Genomic DNA, 18,023 nt, shown 5'->3' with positions numbered 1-18,023 from the left:
GATCGGTTCACCGAGGCGCAAAATCATAGGGGAAATACGGGCTTTGAGAGCAAGGAAAGCGTGGCTTGGTCAAATTTTCTTACAGTTATTTCTTTTTTTATGTCGATTTCGATTTTTTTTGACTAATTACTCTAAAACTCCCTTTTCACGCTTTGAATCCTCCCTATTCTTTAGCGTGATAGGCGATCTGGCCCGGATTCAGACGGCGCTATCAGGTCAACCTCGACGTAAGAAGGACAACTCATGACAAAAATACAGGGCATTACCGAAATGCTGGGGATCTTTCCAGGCCTGACCAACCCGCGCAGGACACGCCGGCTCAGCCTGGAAGAATTGAGACTGGTGGAGCGCTATCGGGAGTTGTCGGAAAACGACCGCATTGCCATGCGCTATCTGGTGGATGCGATGCGCAGTGTTTCGCGGTTTTGAAGCGTGGCGCAGGTGAGCGGCCGGGGCGGGGAGCACCGGCCGGCGTTACTCCACCGACCAGTCCTGGGGACGTTCGGTGCGCTGGTGCAGTATCCGCAGGACCTGCAGTTGTCCATGCTTGAGCCGGTAGGGGGCTACGAATGGGTAGCGCGTCAGTACCAGCTCTCGAATATCAGGAGCGACTGACGGACGCCCCGAGCCGGGAAAGCGTTGCAGTTGGCGCAGTGTCTCCAGGATGGCGCTGATGACATCATCGGCGCCTTCTGCACCGATGACGCTTTGGTAATGTTCGTGGATCGAGTCGAGGTCACTCTGTGCTTTGTCGGTCAGTACGATGCTCGGCACGTTTTGCCCACTTAGCCTTCACGGCGTCCAGATCGGTCAGGTTTCCAGCGTCGGCATCGGCTATGCCTTCGCTGATGGCTTGCAGATGCCAGGATTCGGCCTCCACATATCGGACCAATGCACGCTTGAGGTGATACTGACGGTCGCGGTCGGTGGCGGCAGCCAGCAAGTCCAGCTGTTGGGCCAGACCTTCTTCCACACGAAAGGACAAAACGGGCGAGGCCATGGCTGATCTCCAGGGTGTATACGTTGTAGACACCCTAGGTGCTGTCAGGATTTCCGTCAACCGGCGAGCGTGCACCGATCGACGAAAACCTTAGCAGGACGAACGCAGGGCAAGCGCAAGCATGTGTTGCCAAGGTTGTCTTGTCGTCAATGCTTGAACATCACATGCCGCACTACCGTGTAATCCTCCAGTCCATACATGGACATGTCCTTGCCATAGCCGGAACGTTTCTGACCGCCATGGGGCATTTCGCTGACGAGCATGAAGTGGGTATTCACCCAGGTGCAGCCATATTGCAGGCGTGCCGACAGACGATGGGCTCGGCCGATGTCGGCGGTCCATACCGATGAGGCCAGGCCGTAGTCCGAATCGTTGGCCCACGCCAGCACTTGTGCCTCGTCGAGGAACGGCGTGACGGACACCACAGGCCCGAAGACTTCCCGACGGACGATTTCGTCATCCTGCTGGGCGTCGGCCAACACCGTCGGCTCGAAGAAGAACCCGTTGCCGTCCACGGCCTTGCCGCCGGTGATCAGGCGAATATGCGGCTGGGCAATGGCCCGTTCGACAAAACCGGCCACGCGGTCGCGGTGCTGGGCGGTGATCAGTGGGCCCATCTCGGTGTCTGGCGCGGTTTGCGGGCCGTACTTGATACTGCCCACCGCGGCGCCGAGCTTCTCGACGAACTGGTCGTAGATGCCTTGCTGGGCATAGATGCGGCAGGCGGCGGTGCAGTCCTGGCCGGCGTTGTAGAAACCGAAGGTACGGATGCCTTCCACGGCCGCGTCAATGTCGGCGTCGTCGAAAATGATCACCGGGGCCTTGCCGCCCAGCTCCATGTGCATGCGCTTGACGCTGTCGGACGTGCTGGAAATGATGTTCGAGCCGGTGGCGATGGAGCCGGTCAGCGACACCATGCGCACTTTCGGGTGGGTGACCAGCGGGTTGCCGACGGTTTGCCCACGACCGAATATCACGTTGAGCACGCCTGCTGGGAAAATTTCCGACGCCAGTTCTGCCAGGCGCAGCGCGGTCAGCGGAGTCTGCTCCGATGGCTTGAGCACCACGGTATTACCGGCGGCCAGGGCCGGGGCGATTTTCCAGGCGACCATCATCAACGGGTAGTTCCACGGCGCGATGGAGGCGATGACGCCCACCGGGTCGCGGCGGATCATCGAGGTATGCCCCGGCAGGTATTCACCGCCCGCCGAACCACTCATGCAGCGGCTGGCGCCGGCAAAGAAACGGAACACGTCAGCAATCGCCGGGATCTCGTCATTCAGTGCGGCGCTCAAGGGTTTGCCGCAGTTGTCCGACTCCAGCTTCGCCAGTTCCTCGCCGTGGGCTTCGATGGCATCGGCCAGCTTGAGCAGCAACAGCGAACGGTCCTTGGGCGGCACTTGCGACCAAGACTCGAAGGCGGTGTCGGCGGCGCGCACGGCGGCATCGACCTGGGCCTCGCTGGCTTCATTGATTTCCACCAGCACCCGGCCCAGCGCCGGGTTGAACACCGCTTGGCCAGGGCCTTCGCCGTTCACCAGGTGGCCGTTGATCAGCAGTTTGGTTTGCATAGCATTGTCCTCATCGAAGCAGTCTTGTGTCTGCTGGAACCGATCCCTGTGGGAGCGAGCTTGCTCGCGATAACGGTCTTACAGTCGACATCTGTGTTGAATATTTGTCAGTCATCGCGAGCAAGCTCGCTCCCACAAAAAGCCCTTCTACTTCCCGCCGCTACCGGCCACGCTCTCTCCGCCTCGGGTCAGGTAATACGCGCCCAATATCGGCAACATCGTGACCATCATCACCAGCATTGCCACCACGTTGGTCACTGGTACATCGCGAGGGCGGCTGAGTTGGTTGAGCAGCCACAGCGGCAGCGTGCGTTCGTGGCCGGCGGTGAAGGTGGTGACGATGATCTCGTCGAATGACAGCGCAAACGCCAGCATTCCGCCGGCCAGCAACGCCGAGCCGAGGTTGGGCAAGATGATGTAGCGAAAGGTCTGCCAACCGTCGGCCCCCAGGTCCATCGAAGCCTCGATCAGGCTGTGGGAGGTACGGCGCAGGTGGGCGATGACGTTGTTGTAGACGATCACCACGCAAAAAGTGGCATGGCCGACGATGATGGTGAACATGCCGGGCTCGATGCCCAGGGTCTTGAAGGTCGCCAGCAGCGCAATGCCGGTGATGATGCCCGGCAAGGCAATCGGCAGGATCAGCATCAGCGAAATGCCTTGCTTGCCGAAGAAATCGCGCCGGTACAGCGCCGCCGAGGCCAGCGTGCCAAGCACCATGGCGATCAGCGTGGCGATGGCTGCGACCTGCAACGACAGCTTGATCGCCTCCAGCACATCCGGGCGCGCGAAGGCGACGCTGAACCACTTCAGGGTCAGGCCCTTGGGCGGGAAGCTGAACGCGGCGTCCTCGGTATTGAAGGCGTAGAGGAAGATGATCAGGATCGGGAAATGCAGGAACACCAGCCCGCCCCACGCCGCGATCCGCAAGCCCCACGAGGCCCGGTCTTGAGAGTCAGAGTGCATCGAAAGCCCCCAGGCGCTTGACGATAGACAGGTAGATGGCGATCAGCACGATGGGCACCAGGGTGAACGCCGCGGCCATGGGCATGTTGCCGATGGCGCCTTGCTGGGCGTAGACCATGCTGCCGACGAAGTAGCCCGGCGGGCCCACCAGTTGCGGCACGATGAAATCCCCCAGGGTCAGCGAGAAGGTGAAGATCGAGCCGGCGGCGATGCCGGGGATCGACAGCGGCAGGATCACCTGCATGAACGTCTGGTGTGGCCTGGCGCCCAGGTCTGCCGAGGCTTGCAGCAGCGATGGCGGCAGACGCTCCAGGGACGCTTGGATCGGCAGGATCATGAACGGCAGCCAGATGTAGACGAATACCAGAAAACGCCCCAGGTGTGAGGTGGACAAGGTGCTGCCACCCACGCCCGGGATTCCCAGCACGAACTGCAACACCGGCCCCAGGCCCAGGTGCTGGACGAACCACTGCGCCACGCCACCCTTGGCCAGCAGCAGCGTCCAGGCATAGGCCTTGACGATATAGCTGGCCCACATCGGCAGCATCACCGCGATGTAGAAAAACGCCTTGGTCTTGCCACTGGTGTAGCGCGCCATGTAGTAGGCAATCGGGAACGCGACGATGGCGCTGGCGATGGACACCGCTATCGCCATGCTCAGGGTGCGCAAAATGATGTCGAAGTTCGACGGCTGGAACAGCGCCGCGAAATTCGCCAGGGTCAGGTCCGGCGTGACCGCCATGGTGAAGTCGTCGAAGGTGTAGAAACCCTGCCACAGCAAGGTCAGCAGCGAGCCCAGGTAGATCGCGCCGAACCAGATAAGCGGTGGCACCAGCAACATCGACAGGTACAGGTTGGGGCGCCGGTACAGCAGGTTGGAAAATCGTCGCAACGGTGAACCGGGTGTGGGCGTTTGAGCGATGGCCAGGGTGTTCATCTCACACCTCGCCACTGACAGTGTCGTGCAGCGCGACCATCGCCTCCCGCGCCCAGCGTACGCTCAGGTGCTGGCCGGTCTGGTGCTGGGCTGTGTTGTCGAGCCACTGGGTGTTGGCCTGGCTGAGGTTCAGGGTCTGGCCGTTGGCAAGTTTCAACTCGTAGCGTGTGGCGCTGCCCTGGTACTGAATGTCGTGCAGCAGGCCGTGGACTTCGATCTCACCGCTGGCCAGCGGACCTTCGGCGAAACGCACGTGTTCCGGGCGAATCGAGAACGGTTGTGGATAACCGCTCAGTTCCCGGGCCAGCTCGCCACGGATCACGTTGGAGGTGCCGACGAATTCGGCGACGAAGGTGGTCGCCGGTTTCATGTACAGGTTGCGTGGGGTATCGACTTGTTCGATGCGGCCCTTGTTGAACACCGCCACGCGGTCGGACATCGACAGCGCTTCGGTCTGGTCGTGGGTGACGAAAATGAAGGTGATGCCCAACTGGCGTTGCAGCTTCTTCAATTCGCCCTGCATTTGCTCACGCAGCTTCAGGTCGAGGGCGCCCAAGGGTTCATCGAGCAGCAACACCCGCGGGCGATTGACCAGCGCGCGGGCCAAGGCCACGCGTTGGCGCTGGCCGCCGGAGAGCTGCACCGGCTTGCGTTCGCCGTAGCCGCCCAGGGCAACCATCTCCAGCGCTTCGTCAGCGCGCTGGATGCGCTCGGCCTTGGCGACGCCTTTGACTTTCAGACCGTAGGCCACGTTGTCGCGCACGTTCATATGGGGGAAGAGGGCGTAATCCTGGAACACCGTGTTGACGTCCCGTTGGTACGGCGCAAGCCCGGTGGCCTCTTCGCCGTGGATGCGGATCGATCCGGCACTGGGTTGTTCGAACCCGGCGATCAGTCGCAGGCAGGTGGTCTTGCCCGAACCGGACGGGCCCAGCATGGAAAAGAACTCGCCGTCCTGGATGTCGATGCAAACCCGGTCAACGGCCTTCACATCGCCGAACTGACGGGATACCTGGGTGAATTGGACTGCAAGCGTCATGGTGCGGGGCTCCAAAAAGTGCGACTTCTATTGGATCGTGGGTGGGTTGCCGTGCACCAGACCTGTGAGAGCAACGCTATGGGAGCAAAGCTTGCTCGCGATACAGGCGCCTCGGTTCCCCGGGAGACCGCATCATCTTCATCGCGGGCAAGCCTTGCTCCCACACAGTGAACTACACCGACTGATTGGGCTTAGCGCCCGCCCATGATCGCAATGTAGTCCTGGGTCCAGCGGCTGTACGGCACGAACTTGCCGCCCTCGGCCTGTGGGGTTTTCCAGAAGGCGATCTTGTCGAACTGATCGAAACCGTTGGTCTTGCAGCCTTCGGCGCCCAGCAGTTCGCTGCCCTTGCACGCCGCGGGCACCGCCGGCAACGAGCCGAACCACGCCGCCACGTCACCCTGGACTTTCGGTTGCAGCGACCAGTCCATCCACTTGTACGCGCAGTTGGGGTGCTTGGCCTCGGCGTGCAACATCGTGGTGTCGGCCCAGCCGGTGGCGCCTTCTTTCGGAATGGTCGAGGCGATCGGTTGCTTCTCGTTCATCAGGCCGTTGACCTGATATGGCCAGGCGCCAGAGGCCACCACGCCTTCGTTCTTGAAATCGCTCATCTGCACGGTGGTGTCGTGCCAGTAGCGGTGGATCAGCGGCTGCTGGGCCCGCAGCAATTCCAACACGGCCTTGTACTGGGCTTCGTCGAGTTGGTATGGGTCCTTGATGCCCAGCTCAGGCTTGGCGGTCTTGAGGTAGAGCGCCGCGTCGGCGATGTAGATCGGGCCATCGTAGGCTTGCACGCGGCCTTTGTTCGGCTTGCCGTCGGGCAGGTTCTGGGCGCTGAACAGCACGCTCCAACTGGCGGGCGCCTGCTTGAACACGTCGGTGTTGTACATCAGCACGTTCGGGCCCCACTGGTACGGGGTGCCGTAGGTCTGCTGGTTGACCACGTACCACGGTGCATCCTTGAGGCGCGGGTCGAGGTTTTTCCAGTTGGGGATCAGCGCGGTGTTGATCGGCTGCACGCGCTTGCCGGCAATCAGCCGCAACGAGGCGTCGCCCGAGGCGGTGACCAGGTCGTAGCCGCCCTTGGTCATCAGGCTGACCATTTCGTCGGACGTAGCGGCAGTTTTCACATTGACCTTGCAACCGGTTTCCTTCTCGAAACCGGTGACCCAATCGTAGGCCTTGTCGCTTTCGCCGCGTTCGATGTAACCCGGCCAGGCGACGATATCCAGTTGGCCCTCACCGGCGCCAACGGCCTTGAGCGGTTCGGCGGCCTGGAGGCTGACGCTGGTCAGCAGCGCCGTGGTGATTGCACTGAGCAATACGGTCTTGTGCGCGTACATGGAAATCCCTCTTGCTTTAATTATGGTCGGGGCAGTGTTCGAACAGAGTGAAGCGCCATGGATGGCCTGTTATTAGAGTAGTGCTGTTATCTACAGATGCTGGCCGTGGCGGGCCATGATGTGGCGCACCACGCTGTAGTCCTGGAGCGAATCGCTGGACAGGTCTTTGCCGTAGCCCGAACGTTTCAGGCCGCCGTGGGGCATTTCGCTGACCAGCATGAAATGGCTGTTGATCCAGGTGCAGCCGTATTGCAGCCGCGCCGCCACTTGCATGGCCTTGTCGAGGTTCTGGGTCCATACCGAAGAAGCCAGGCCGTATTCGGAATCGTTGGCCCAGTCCACCGCCTGGCTGAGTTCGTCGAAGCGGGTCACGGTGACGACCGGGCCGAACACTTCGCGCTGGACGATTTCATCGCTTTGCTTGCAGCCGGCCAGCAGCGTGGGTTGGTAGTAGAAACCGGCGCCGGAATGCACCGCCGCGCCGGTAATGCGTTCGATGTGTGGCTGGCCGAGGGCGCGCTCGACAAAACTGGCGACCCGGTCGCGCTGGCGGGTGCTGATCAGCGGGCCGATCTCATTGTCGGCGTCGCGCTTGCCGGCAAAGCGCAGGCTGCTGACCGCCGCGCCGAGTTCGGCCACCAGGCGGTCGTGAATTGCGCCTTGGGCGTAGATCCGACACGCCGCCGTGCAATCCTGCCCGGCGTTGTAATAACCATAGGTGCGCACGCCTTCGACCACGGCCTGGATGTCGGCGTCGTTGCACACGATCACCGGCGCCTTGCCGCCCAGTTCCAGGTGCGTGCGCTTGAGGGTTTTCGCAGCTGCCTGGAGGATCTTCTGCCCGGTGACGATATCGCCGGTCAACGAGACCATGCGCACTTTGGGATGGCTGACCAGATGGCTGCCCACACCTTCGCCGCCCCCGCAGAGGATGTTGATCACGCCCCGTGGCAGGATCTGGGCCAGTGTCGGCGCCAGGGCCAGGATCGACAGCGGTGTGTGTTCCGACGGCTTGAACACCAGCGTATTACCGGCAGCCAGGGCCGGGGCGATTTTCCACGCGGCCATCATGATCGGGTAATTCCACGGTGCAATGGACGCCACCACGCCAATCGGGTCGCGGCGCACCATGCTGGTGTAGCCGGGCAGGTATTCGCCACTGAGCTGGCCGGTCTGGCAGCGCACGGCGCCAGCGAAGAAACGGAATACATCCACCGTCGCACTGAGGTCGTCCTGGCGCGCCAGGTGCAGCGGCTTGCCGCAGTTCAGGGATTCGAGGCGGGCCAGCTCATCGGCGTTCTTTTCGATGGCGCTGGCGATGTCCAGCAGCAGGTTAGAGCGTTGTTGCGGCGTGGTGCGCGACCAGCCGTCGAAGGCCTGGTGGGCGGCGAGGATCGCGGCTTCGACCTGCTCGGTACTGGCCTCGGCGATGTGTGCCACCACTTCGCCAGTGGCCGGGTTGAGGATCGGCTCGACAATGCCTTCACCGGGAACCAGTTCCCCGTCGATCAGCAACGCGGTGCACAACGGGGTTTGCGTACCAGCCATGTTCGCCTTCTCTTTTTTAGAGGTGACTACTGCTATCAGTTACAACACAAAACCTGTGGGAGCGAGCCTGCTCGCGATAGCGGTCTATCTGTACCACCGCTTCGCGAGCAGGCTCGCTCCCACAATGGATTGCGGCGATGCAGCAAGACTAGTGCTCAGATCCGAGGCCGACAAATTCGAAATACTCAAGGCTGCGTTCGATTAAATAGATGGCTTTCGCCCGCCATGGGGTTGTTCCCGGGCGACGGCCAGGAACGGGTCGACCGACGCCGGTCGCGCCGTGCCCCGGCGCCAGGCCAGGCCGACGTCGAGGGTCTGGTTGAGGTCGGCAATCGGTCGCGCTTCGATGATGTCGCCTTCCAGCGACCAAGGGCGGTAGGTCATGTCCGGCTGGATCGACACCCCCAAGCCTGCCGCCACCAGGCTGCGCACCGCTTCGGTCGAGGCGGTGCGCAGGGTGACCCTGGGTTGCAGACCGGCACCGCGCCACAGGCGCTGGGCGTTGCGGTCCATTTCATCGACGTTCAGCTGGATCAGCGGCTCGCGGGCCACGTCGGCCAGGTTGATGCTGTCGTGTTCCAGCAGCGGGTGCTGCGCTGGCAGCCACAAACGGTGTGGTGAATGCGTCAGCACTTCGGTCTGCAAGGCGTGGCGGTCTTCCAGGTTGGACAGGATCAACACCCCGACGTCGATTTCGCCGCTGACCAGCAAATGCTCGATATACGGCCGCTCGTCCTCCATCACCCGGATCTCCACGTTGGGATAGGCGCGCTGGAAACGGGTCAGCAGGTCCGCCAGGTAATAGCCGGCGACCAGGCTGGTGACGCCGATGGTGACCTGGCCGGCGACCTGGTCGGTGCTCTGTTGCAGGCTGCGCTTGGCGTTGTCGACGGTGGCCAGGATCAAATGGGCCTGGCGCAGGAATTGATGACCCTGGTGGGTCAGGGTCATGCCCTTGGCGTGGCGGTTGAACAGGCTGACGCCGATTTCCTGCTCCAGTTGCTGGATGGCCAGGGTCAAGGTCGACTGGGAAATGAACGCCGTTTGCGCAGCGGCAGAGATGGAGCCGGTTTCGGCCACGGCAATGAAATGGCGGATCTGGCGCAGGGTCATCATGGTCGAATATCCGGTGGGCGGTTTTATCGATGTGCTGGAGTTTATATCGTTTTTTTAGAATGAAAGGGGAGTGTGTCTTGGAATGAGCCAGGCAACATCTGGAAGCAATCTCGCCAACGGCGCCGGGGCACTTTCGATCTAGGCTGGTGGCCTTACGTTGACCCGAAATGTGGAGACAACAAATGAACACCCGTGGATTGCTCGATCAGCTTCTCAAGTCCGGCCAGGAAATGTTGCAGAACAAGGCTGGCGGGTCCCAAGGCAAGTCCTCCGGCGGTCTGGGCGGTTTGCTCGGCGGCTCCGGCAACCTGGGCGGGATGCTTTCCGGTGCGGGCGGCGGGGCACTGGCCGCCGGGGCCATGGGCCTGTTACTGGGCAACAAGAAAGCCCGCAGCTTCGGTGGCAAGGCCCTGGCCTATGGTGGTCTCGCGGCCTTGGGCGTGATCGCCTACAAGGCCTATGGCAATTGGCAGGCCCAGCAAGGCACCGCGCCGAAAACCGAACCGCAGACCCTCGACCGCGTGCCCCCGGCGCAGGTCGAGCAGCACAGCCAGGCGATCCTCAAGGCGCTGGTGGCGGCGGCCAAGGCCGACGGCCATGTGGACGAGCGCGAGCGGCAGTTGATCGAAGGCGAGTTCACCAAGCTCGACAACGACCAGGAACTGCAACACTGGCTGCACGCCGAACTCAACAAGCCCCTGGACCCCACCGACGTTGCCCGCGCCGCCAGCACCCCGGAAATGGCGGCGGAAATGTACATCGCCAGCGTGATGCTGGTGGACGAGGAAAACTTCATGGAGAAGTCCTACCTCGATGAACTGGCGCGCCAACTCAAGCTGGAGCCGGGGTTGAAGGTGGAGTTGGAGAAACAGGTGCGCCAGGCGACTGTATAGATCAGTCCCACCTCATTCCCTGTGGGAGCGAGCTTGCTCGCGATGGGGTTCGGTCAGTCACAGCCGCGTGGTCTGACACGCCGCTATCGCGAGCAAGCTCGCTCCCACGGGGGCATTGCTCATCTTGAGAAAACTACGAGCCTCGCCTTCGTCAAAAATCCCCTCACACCGCCATACAGGCCCGGTGCCGCCCTCGGCTATACTCCCCAGCATTTCAAGTGCCCGAGGTTTTACCGTGAAGAATTGGACATTGCGCCAACGCATCCTGGCGAGTTTTGCAGTGATCATCGCCATCATGCTGTTGATGGTGGTTGTCTCGTATTCACGGTTGTTGAAGATCGAGGACAGTGAAGAAAACGTTCGGGTCGATGCGGTGCCAGGGGTGTATTACAGCTCCATGATTCGCGGTGGCTGGGTTGACAGTTACGTCTTGACCCAACAAATCGTCGGCCTTTCGGGCAACCGGGAAATCACCGCTGAGGACAAGGCCCGCTACCAGGGCTTCGAGCAGCACCTGCGCGAAGAGATGCAGAACTACCAAAAGCTGATCCAGAACCCGGCCGACCAAGCCTCTTTCGACGAGTTCGAGGTCAATCACCAGGCGTTCAACCTGGCCATGGCCAAGGTCCTGGATTTGTACCAGCGCAAGGACTACGAAGGTGCGCGGCAGGCCTTGGACAAAGAGCTGACGCCCGCATGGATCGGCGGCCGCGGGCATTTGAATCACATCATCGAGCGCAATCGTGAGCTGGCGGAAAACGCCACCCAGACCATCGGCGATGCGGTAACGGCGGCCAAGGTCGCCATGGGCCTGTCGCTACTGGTCGCGCTGATCGTCGCCGCACTCTGTGGCCTGCTGTTGATGCGGGCGATCATGGGGCCGATGAACCGCATCGTCGAGATCCTCGAGATCATGCGCAGCGGCGACCTGAGCGGGCGCCTGAACCTGGCGCGCAAGGACGAATTCGGTGCCGTGGAAACCGGCTTCAACGACATGATGGCCGAGCTGACCTCTTTGGTGTCCCAGGCCCAACGCTCCTCCGTGCAGGTCACCACCTCGGTGACCGAGATCGCCGCGACCTCGCGCCAGCAACAGGCCACGGCCACCGAAACCGCCGCCACCACCACCGAGATCGGCGCGACGTCCCGGGAAATCGCCGCCACCTCCCGAGACCTGGTGCGCACCATGACCGAAGTGTCCACCGCCGCCGACCAGGCTTCGGTGGCCGCCGGCTCCGGTCAGCAAGGCCTGGCGCGCATGGAGGAAACCATGCATTCGGTGATGGGTGCCGCCGACCTGGTGAACGCCAAGCTGGCGATCCTCAACGAGAAGGCCGGCAACATCAACCAGGTGGTGGTGACCATCGTCAAAGTGGCCGACCAGACCAACCTGTTGTCCCTCAACGCGGCCATCGAGGCCGAAAAGGCCGGCGAGTACGGTCGTGGTTTCGCCGTGGTCGCCACTGAAGTACGACGCTTGGCTGACCAGACCGCCGTAGCGACCTATGACATCGAGCAGATGGTGCGCGAGATCCAGTCCGCGGTATCGGCCGGGGTGATGGGCATGGACAAGTTTTCCGAAGAGGTGCGTCGGGGCATGGCCGAAGTGCAGCAGGTGGGTGAGCAACTGTCGCAGATCATCCATCAGGTCCAGGCCCTGGCGCCACGGGTGTTGATGGTCAACGAAGGCATGCAGGCCCAGGCCACCGGTGCCGAGCAGATCAACCACGCCCTGGTGCAGTTGGGCGATGCCAGCAGCCAGACCGTGGATTCCCTGCGCCAGGCCAGTTCCGCCATCGACGAGCTGAGCCAGGTAGCCGTAGGGCTGCGCAGCGGCGTCTCGCGTTTCAAAGTCTGATGGGCGAACTCGAGACCCGGCGTGGCGCCGCACCGACGGCCCGCCAGTCGTTGTTCCTGGTGTTCTGCATCGGCAACGAACGTTACGCCCTGCAGGCCATCGATGTGGTGGAAGTGCTGCCGCGCCTACCCCTCAAGCCGATTGCCCGGGCGCCGTCCTGGGTGGCGGGGGTGTTTGCCTGGCGTGGCACGGTGGTGCCGGTGATCGACCTGTGCGCCCTGACCTTTGGCCAGAGCGCACAGGCCCGGACCAGTACGCGACTGGTGCTGGTGCGCTATCAGGGCGACGCGCAACAAACGGGACAGGTGCTGGGCCTGATCCTGGAACAGGCGACCGACACCGTTCGCTGTGACCCGGCCGATTTCAAACCCTATGGCCTGGACAACCGGCAGGCGCGGTACCTCGGCCCGGTGCGCGAAGATGCCCACGGGTTGCTGCAATGGGTGCGGGTCAATGACCTGCTCGATGAATCCGTTCGGGCGCTGCTGTTTCCTGCGCCGCCGCTGAACCTCGACGACCTCGAGGCAACGCCATGAACAACGACCAGCGTTTTTTCGATTTTCTCAAGGAGCGCATCGGCCTGGATGTGACCTCCGTCGGCACCGCGATCATTGAGCGGGCCGTGCGCCAACGCATCATTGCCGTGCCCGGGCGAACCGCCGATGAGTACTGGCAAGGCCTGCAGCATTCGGCCCAGGAGCAGCAAGCGCTGATCGAAGCGGTGATCGTCCCGGAGACCTGGTTCTTCCGCTACCCCGAATCCTTCGCGACCCTCGCCAGGCTGGCCGTCAAGCGCCTGGCCGAGATCAAGCACCTGCGCGCGCTGCGTATCCTCAGCTTGCCGTGTTCCACCGGCGAAGAACCTTATTCGATTGCCATGGCCTTGCTCGACGCAGGCCTGGGGCCACATCAGTTCAAGGTGGACGGCCTGGACGTCAGCCCGCTGTCGGTGGCGCGGGCCAAGGAAGCGCGTTACGGCAGGAATTCCTTCCGTGGCGCGGAGCTGGGTTTTCGCGAGCGTTACTTCGACGCCGAAGACGAGGGCTACCGCCTCAGCGAGCGGGTGCGCGAACAGGTGCGTTTGCAAGTGGGCAACCTGCTGGATCCGGCTTTGTTGGCGAACGAGGCACCTTACGACTTTGTGTTCTGTCGCAACCTGTTGATCTATTTCGACCAGCCGACCCAGCAGCAGGTGTTCGAGGTGCTCAAGCGCCTGACCCATCAGGACGGTGTGCTGTTTATCGGCCCCGCCGAGGGCAGCTTGCTCGGCCGACTGGGCATGCGCTCGATCGGGGTCGCCCAATCGTTCGCCTTCAGCCGCCAGGGGGCACCCGAGCCGCAACCGTTACCGGCCTTGATGCCGACCCCGCTGCCGGTTCGTCAGCTTCCGCCCCGTGTCGTTGCGCCGGTGATTCGGCCGCGACCGTTTGCGGCGAGCGTGACGCCGATTGTCGAGCCCAAAAGCAGCGACGCCGCGACCTTGCTGGCCAATATCGCTGCCCTGGCCAACGGTGGTAAAAGCGCCGAGGCCCGCGTGGCTTGCGAAGCCTACTTGCGCAGCCACGCGCCAAACGCCCAGGTGTTCTATTGGTTGGGCCTGCTCAGCGACATGGCTGGCAGCGCGCTTGAAGCCCAGGGTTTTTATCGCAAGGCGCTTTATCTTGAACCGCAACACGCCGAGGCCCTGGTGCATCTGGCGGCGCTGCTGGCTTCCCAGGGAGACGCGGCCGGAGCCCGTCGATTGCAGGAACGCGCCGCCCGTAGCGGGCGCGCGGCAGACAGTGAGCACAAACGATGAGCGGTTCGGCTTCTTATACCGTCACCCATGACGATGCCCAGGCTATCGACGACTGCTGGAATCGCATCGGGGTGCATGGCGACAAATCCTGTCCTTTGCTGGTCGAGCATATCCATTGCCGCAATTGTTCGGTGTATTCGGCGGCCGCCACCCGGCTGCTCGACCGTTATGCCTTGCCGCAGGATCAGCGGGATCTGTCCCTTGCCCCGGTGGACGACGATGTTGTCACGCGTTCGCTGCTGATGTTCCGCCTCGGCGAGGAATGGCTGGGCCTGACGACGCGCAGTCTGGTGGAAGTGGCACCATTGCAGCCGATCCATTCCTTGCCCCACCAGCGCTCGCGGGCCTTGTTGGGCGTGGCGAATGTACGCGGGGCGCTGGTGGCCTGCCTGTCGCTGGTGGAACTGTTGGACCTGGAGCCCGGCGCGGCGGTGGTTTCCGGCGCACGGGTGATGCCGCGCATGTTGATTGTCGCGGCCAAGGGTGGGCCGGTGGTGGTGCCGGTGGATGAGGTGGACGGCATCCATGCCATCGATGAGCGCATCCTGGCGAGCGCTTCGCAATCGACGGGCAAGTACACCCGTGGCGTGCTGCCCTTCAAGGGCCGCAGCCTGCGCTGGCTGGATGAAGAACAGCTGCTGTCCGCCGTGGCTCGGAGCCTGTCATGACCCCTGATCAGATGCGCGACGCCTCATTGCTGGAGCTGTTCAGCCTGGAAGCCGAAGCCCAGGTCCAGGTGCTGAGCGCTGATCTGCTGGCCCTGGAGCGCGATCCGACCCAGGCCGATTACCTGGAGTCGTGCATGCGAGCGGCGCATTCCCTCAAGGGCGCGGCGCGCATTGTCGGGGTGGACGCCGGGGTCAGCGTGGCCCATGTGATGGAAGATTGCCTGGTCAGCGCCCAGGAGAGGCGCCTGGTGCTGGGCGCTGAGCACATTGATGCCTTGCTGCAAGGTACTGACCTGCTGACGCGCATCGCCACCCCGGGCAACAGCGTCGGTGCCCCGGATATCGACGCCTATGTGGCGTTGATGGGGCGGCTGCTTGATCCCAACGCGCCACAGGCCCCGGCAGTGGCGTCACCGAGCGTCGAGACGCCGGTCGAGCCGCTACGCGTCGAGCTGCCGGAAGTGGAACCGCCCGCGGCAACGGAGCCGGCCCCCAAGCGCAAACGGGTCACCGAAGGCGGCGAGCGGGTCTTGCGGGTCACGGCTGAACGCCTCAACAGCTTGCTCGATCTGTCGAGCAAGTCCCTGGTGGAGACCCAGCGCCTCAAGCCCTGGCTGGCGACGATGCAACGCCTCAAGCGCCAGCAAAGCAGCGGTTTGCGCGCCCTTGAAGAGCTGAACGTGCACCTCAGGGACCACGCCCTGAGCCTGCAAGCCCAGGAAGCCCTTGGCGATGCCCGCCGTTTGCTCGCCGAAACCCAGCAATTGCTGGCGCAGAAAACCGCCGAGCTGGATGAATTCGCCTGGCAGGCCAGTCAGCGGGCGCAGGTGCTGTATGACACGGCGCTGGCCTGTCGCATGCGCCCGTTCGCCGATGTGCTGTCGGGCCAGGCAAGAATGGTCCGTGATCTGGGCCGCAGTCTGGGCAAACAAGTACGCCTGGACATTGAAGGCGAGAAGACCCAGGTGGACCGCGATGTGCTGGAAAAGCTCGAAGCGCCGCTGACGCATTTGCTGCGCAATGCCGTGGACCATGGCATCGAATCCCCGGAGCAACGAATACTGGCCGGCAAGCCCGCCGAAGGCCTGATTCGCCTGCGGGCTTCCCATCAGGCTGGCCTGTTGGTGCTGGAGCTGGCGGACGACGGCGTCGGGGTGGACCTGGAACGGGTGCGCCGCAGCATCGTCGAGCGTGGCCTTTCCCCTGAACAAACCGCCGCCAGCCTCAGCGAAGAGGAACTGCTGACCTTCCTGTTCCTGCCCGGTTTCAGCCTGCGCGACAAGGTCACCGAAGTGTCCGGGCGCGGCGTCGGCCTGGACGCGGTCCAGCACATGGTCCGGCAGTTGCGCGGTGCGGTGGTGCTGGAGCAGACGGCGGGCGAGGGCAGTCGTTTCCATCTTGAGGTGCCGCTGACGCTGTCGGTGGTGCGCAGCCTGGTGGTGGAAGTCGGCGATGAAGCGTACGCCTTTCCCCTGGCCCACATCGAACGCATGTGCGACCTGGCGCCGGAAGACATCGTCCAGGTCGAAGGTCGCCAGCATTTCTGGCACGAGGGCCGGCATATCGGGCTGGTCGCCGCCAGCCAATTGCTCAATCGCGCGGCGACGCAAGGCAGCAGCCAGACCCTCAAGGTCGTGGTGATCCGCGAGCGCGAGACGATCTACGGCGTGGCGGTGGAGCGCTTCATTGGCGAGCGGACCCTGGTGGTCCTGCCCCTGGACGAACGCCTGGGCAAGGTCCAGGACATTTCCGCCGGGGCCTTGCTCGACGACGGCTCAGTGGTGTTGATTGTCGATGTCGAAGACCTGCTGCGTTCGGTGGACAAGTTGCTCGATACCGGGCGTCTGGAGCGTATCGCCCGGCAGAACCAGGCCCAGGCCCCACGCAAGCGGATCCTGGTGGTGGACGATTCCCTCACCGTGCGCGAGCTGCAACGCAAGCTGTTGCTCAATCGCGGCTACGACGTGGCGGTGGCGGTGGATGGCATGGACGGTTGGAACGCCTTGCGCTCGGAGGATTTCGACTTGCTGATCACCGACATCGACATGCCGCGCATGGACGGTATTGAACTGGTGTCGCTGTTGCGGCGTGACAACCGACTGCAATCGCTGCCGGTGATGGTGGTGTCCTACAAGGACCGCGAAGAGGATCGCCGCCGTGGCCTGGACGCTGGCGCCGACTATTATCTGGCCAAGGCGAGTTTCCACGACGACGCCTTGCTCGACGCCGTGGTTGAATTGATCGGAGGGGCACGCGCTTGAAGATCGCCATCGTCAATGACATGCCCCTGGCGGTCGAAGCCCTGCGCCGCGCCCTGGCGTTCGAGCCGGCGCATCAACTGGTCTGGGTGGCGGCCAATGGGGCCGAGGCGGTGCAGCGCTGCGCCGAATACACCCCGGACCTGATCCTCATGGACTTGTTCATGCCGATCATGGATGGCGTGGAGGCCACCCGAAGGATCATGGCCGACAGTCCCTGCGCTGTTGTGATCGTCACCGGTGACAGCCAGCAGAACGTCCACCGGGTGTTCGAGGCCATGGGCCATGGCGCGCTGGATGTGGTCGATACCCCGGCCCTGGGCGTCGGTAACCCGGCAGATGCGGCGGCGCCGTTGCTGCGCAAGATCACCAACATCGGCTGGCTGATCGGTGAGCGCAACAAGCGTGAACGACCGGTGCCGACGGCGCAGCGTGCGGCAGTGTCGCGCAAGAGCCTGGTGGCCATCGGGTCGTCGGCGGGCGGTCCGGCGGCGCTGGAGGTGCTGCTCAAGGCGCTGCCGCGTAACTTTGCCCCGGCCATCGTGCTGGTCCAGCATGTGGACGAGGTGTTTGCCGCGGGCATGGCCGAGTGGCTGGGCAGTGTCTCGGGCCACACGGTGCGCCTGGCCCGGCACGGCGAGACGCCGCAGAGCGGCACGGTGTTGCTGGCCGGGACCAACCATCATCTGCGTTTGTTGAAGGACGGTACCCTGGCCTACACCGCCGAGCCGGTGAACGAGATCTACCGGCCCTCCATCGACGTGTTTTTTGAAAGTGTCGCCCAGTACTGGAGCGGTGACGCGGTGGGCGTATTGCTCACCGGCATGGGCCGCGACGGTGCGCAAGGGCTTAAACTCATGCGCCAGCAGGGCTATGTGACCATCGCCCAGGACCAGCGCAGCAGTGCGGTGTACGGGATGCCCAAAGCGGCGGCCGCCATTGACGCCGCCGCCCATATTCTCGCCCTGGACGCTATCGCGCCACGGCTGTTGGAGATTTTTACCCCATGAACCCCGCCAGCCTTGCGT

Annotated in this window: 17 protein-coding genes; 8 read left to right on the top strand and 9 right to left on the bottom strand. The window is 63.1% G+C overall.

The features are described 5' to 3' along the window. The first annotated feature begins 243 nt into the window (after positions 1 to 243). Entirely contained in the window at positions 244 to 429 is a 186-nt protein-coding gene (locus KGA89_RS05400) for a hypothetical protein (protein WP_003198116.1), read from the top strand. 45 nt (positions 430 to 474) lie between these two features. Here KGA89_RS05400 and KGA89_RS05395 read toward each other — a convergent pair whose 3' ends face one another. From KGA89_RS05395 to KGA89_RS05355, 9 genes are all read right to left on the bottom strand, one after another. Next, positions 475 to 774, bottom strand: coding sequence for a type II toxin-antitoxin system RelE/ParE family toxin (locus KGA89_RS05395; protein ID WP_223470844.1), 300 nt, complete (start codon positions 772 to 774; stop codon positions 475 to 477). Beyond that, positions 737 to 1,000: a CopG family ribbon-helix-helix protein gene (locus KGA89_RS05390; protein ID WP_003198119.1), complete on the bottom strand. Its 264-nt coding sequence runs from the start codon at positions 998 to 1,000 to the stop codon at positions 737 to 739. The genes KGA89_RS05395 and KGA89_RS05390 overlap by 38 nt, the downstream gene beginning before the upstream one ends. Positions 1,001 to 1,146: 146 nt before the next feature. Next, positions 1,147 to 2,571 carry a gamma-aminobutyraldehyde dehydrogenase gene (locus KGA89_RS05385; RefSeq protein WP_003198121.1) on the bottom strand — a complete coding sequence of 475 codons (1,425 nt, stop codon included), beginning with the start codon at positions 2,569 to 2,571 and terminating at the stop codon, positions 1,147 to 1,149. Positions 2,572 to 2,718: 147 nt separating this feature from the next. After that, entirely contained in the window at positions 2,719 to 3,537 is an 819-nt protein-coding gene (locus KGA89_RS05380; RefSeq protein WP_223470843.1) for an ABC transporter permease, read from the bottom strand. Next, the gene (locus KGA89_RS05375) at positions 3,527 to 4,474 is read right to left on the bottom strand and encodes an ABC transporter permease (protein WP_013692364.1); all 948 of its coding nucleotides are present in this window, start codon (positions 4,472 to 4,474) and stop codon (positions 3,527 to 3,529) included. Before KGA89_RS05375 ends, KGA89_RS05380 begins: the two co-directional genes overlap by 11 nt. A gap of 1 nt (position 4,475) precedes the next feature. Then, positions 4,476 to 5,513, bottom strand: a complete 1,038-nt coding sequence (locus KGA89_RS05370; RefSeq protein ID WP_003198125.1) for an ABC transporter ATP-binding protein — start codon at positions 5,511 to 5,513, stop codon at positions 4,476 to 4,478. Between the two features lie 191 nt (positions 5,514 to 5,704). Further along, entirely contained in the window at positions 5,705 to 6,856 is a 1,152-nt protein-coding gene (gene ydcS / locus KGA89_RS05365; protein WP_003198128.1) for a putative ABC transporter substrate-binding protein YdcS, read from the bottom strand. Positions 6,857 to 6,946: 90 nt separating this feature from the next. Next, on the bottom strand, positions 6,947 to 8,404 hold the full coding sequence (locus KGA89_RS05360) for a gamma-aminobutyraldehyde dehydrogenase (RefSeq protein WP_003198130.1): 1,458 nt from the start codon (positions 8,402 to 8,404) through the stop codon (positions 6,947 to 6,949). 201 nt (positions 8,405 to 8,605) lie between these two features. Continuing rightward, positions 8,606 to 9,520: a LysR family transcriptional regulator gene (locus KGA89_RS05355; RefSeq protein WP_003198132.1), complete on the bottom strand. Its 915-nt coding sequence runs from the start codon at positions 9,518 to 9,520 to the stop codon at positions 8,606 to 8,608. Between the two features lie 182 nt (positions 9,521 to 9,702). On the opposite strand from KGA89_RS05355, the gene KGA89_RS05350 reads away from it, so the two are divergent. The 7 genes from KGA89_RS05350 to KGA89_RS05320 all read left to right on the top strand — a co-directional run bounded on the left by KGA89_RS05350 (position 9,703) and on the right by KGA89_RS05320 (position 18,005). Further along, complete coding sequence (locus KGA89_RS05350) at positions 9,703 to 10,413, top strand: tellurite resistance TerB family protein (protein ID WP_003198134.1); 711 nt, start codon at positions 9,703 to 9,705, stop codon at positions 10,411 to 10,413. A 235-nt stretch (positions 10,414 to 10,648) separates the two neighbouring features. Beyond that, a complete protein-coding gene (locus tag KGA89_RS05345; protein ID WP_223470841.1) occupies positions 10,649 to 12,271 on the top strand; it encodes a methyl-accepting chemotaxis protein in 1,623 nt (540 codons plus the stop codon). Then, positions 12,271 to 12,807: a chemotaxis protein CheW gene (locus tag KGA89_RS05340; RefSeq protein WP_223470840.1), complete on the top strand. Its 537-nt coding sequence runs from the start codon at positions 12,271 to 12,273 to the stop codon at positions 12,805 to 12,807. Before KGA89_RS05345 ends, KGA89_RS05340 begins: the two co-directional genes overlap by 1 nt. Then, positions 12,804 to 14,069, top strand: a complete 1,266-nt coding sequence (locus KGA89_RS05335) for a CheR family methyltransferase (protein WP_223470838.1) — start codon at positions 12,804 to 12,806, stop codon at positions 14,067 to 14,069. Before KGA89_RS05340 ends, KGA89_RS05335 begins: the two co-directional genes overlap by 4 nt. After that, positions 14,066 to 14,737: a chemotaxis protein CheW gene (locus KGA89_RS05330; RefSeq protein WP_223470836.1), complete on the top strand. Its 672-nt coding sequence runs from the start codon at positions 14,066 to 14,068 to the stop codon at positions 14,735 to 14,737. The genes KGA89_RS05335 and KGA89_RS05330 overlap by 4 nt, the downstream gene beginning before the upstream one ends. Further along, a complete protein-coding gene (locus KGA89_RS05325) occupies positions 14,734 to 16,998 on the top strand; it encodes a hybrid sensor histidine kinase/response regulator (protein WP_223470834.1) in 2,265 nt (754 codons plus the stop codon). Before KGA89_RS05330 ends, KGA89_RS05325 begins: the two co-directional genes overlap by 4 nt. Then, entirely contained in the window at positions 16,995 to 18,005 is a 1,011-nt protein-coding gene (locus KGA89_RS05320) for a chemotaxis response regulator protein-glutamate methylesterase (RefSeq protein ID WP_223470832.1), read from the top strand. Before KGA89_RS05325 ends, KGA89_RS05320 begins: the two co-directional genes overlap by 4 nt. Positions 18,006 to 18,023 lie beyond the last annotated feature (18 nt).

The sequence above is a fragment of the Pseudomonas sp. A-RE-22 genome, assembly GCF_019956035.1.
GTDB lineage: Bacteria > Pseudomonadota > Gammaproteobacteria > Pseudomonadales > Pseudomonadaceae > Aquipseudomonas > Aquipseudomonas brassicacearum.
This window is presented reverse-complemented; position numbering and strand designations above follow the sequence as displayed.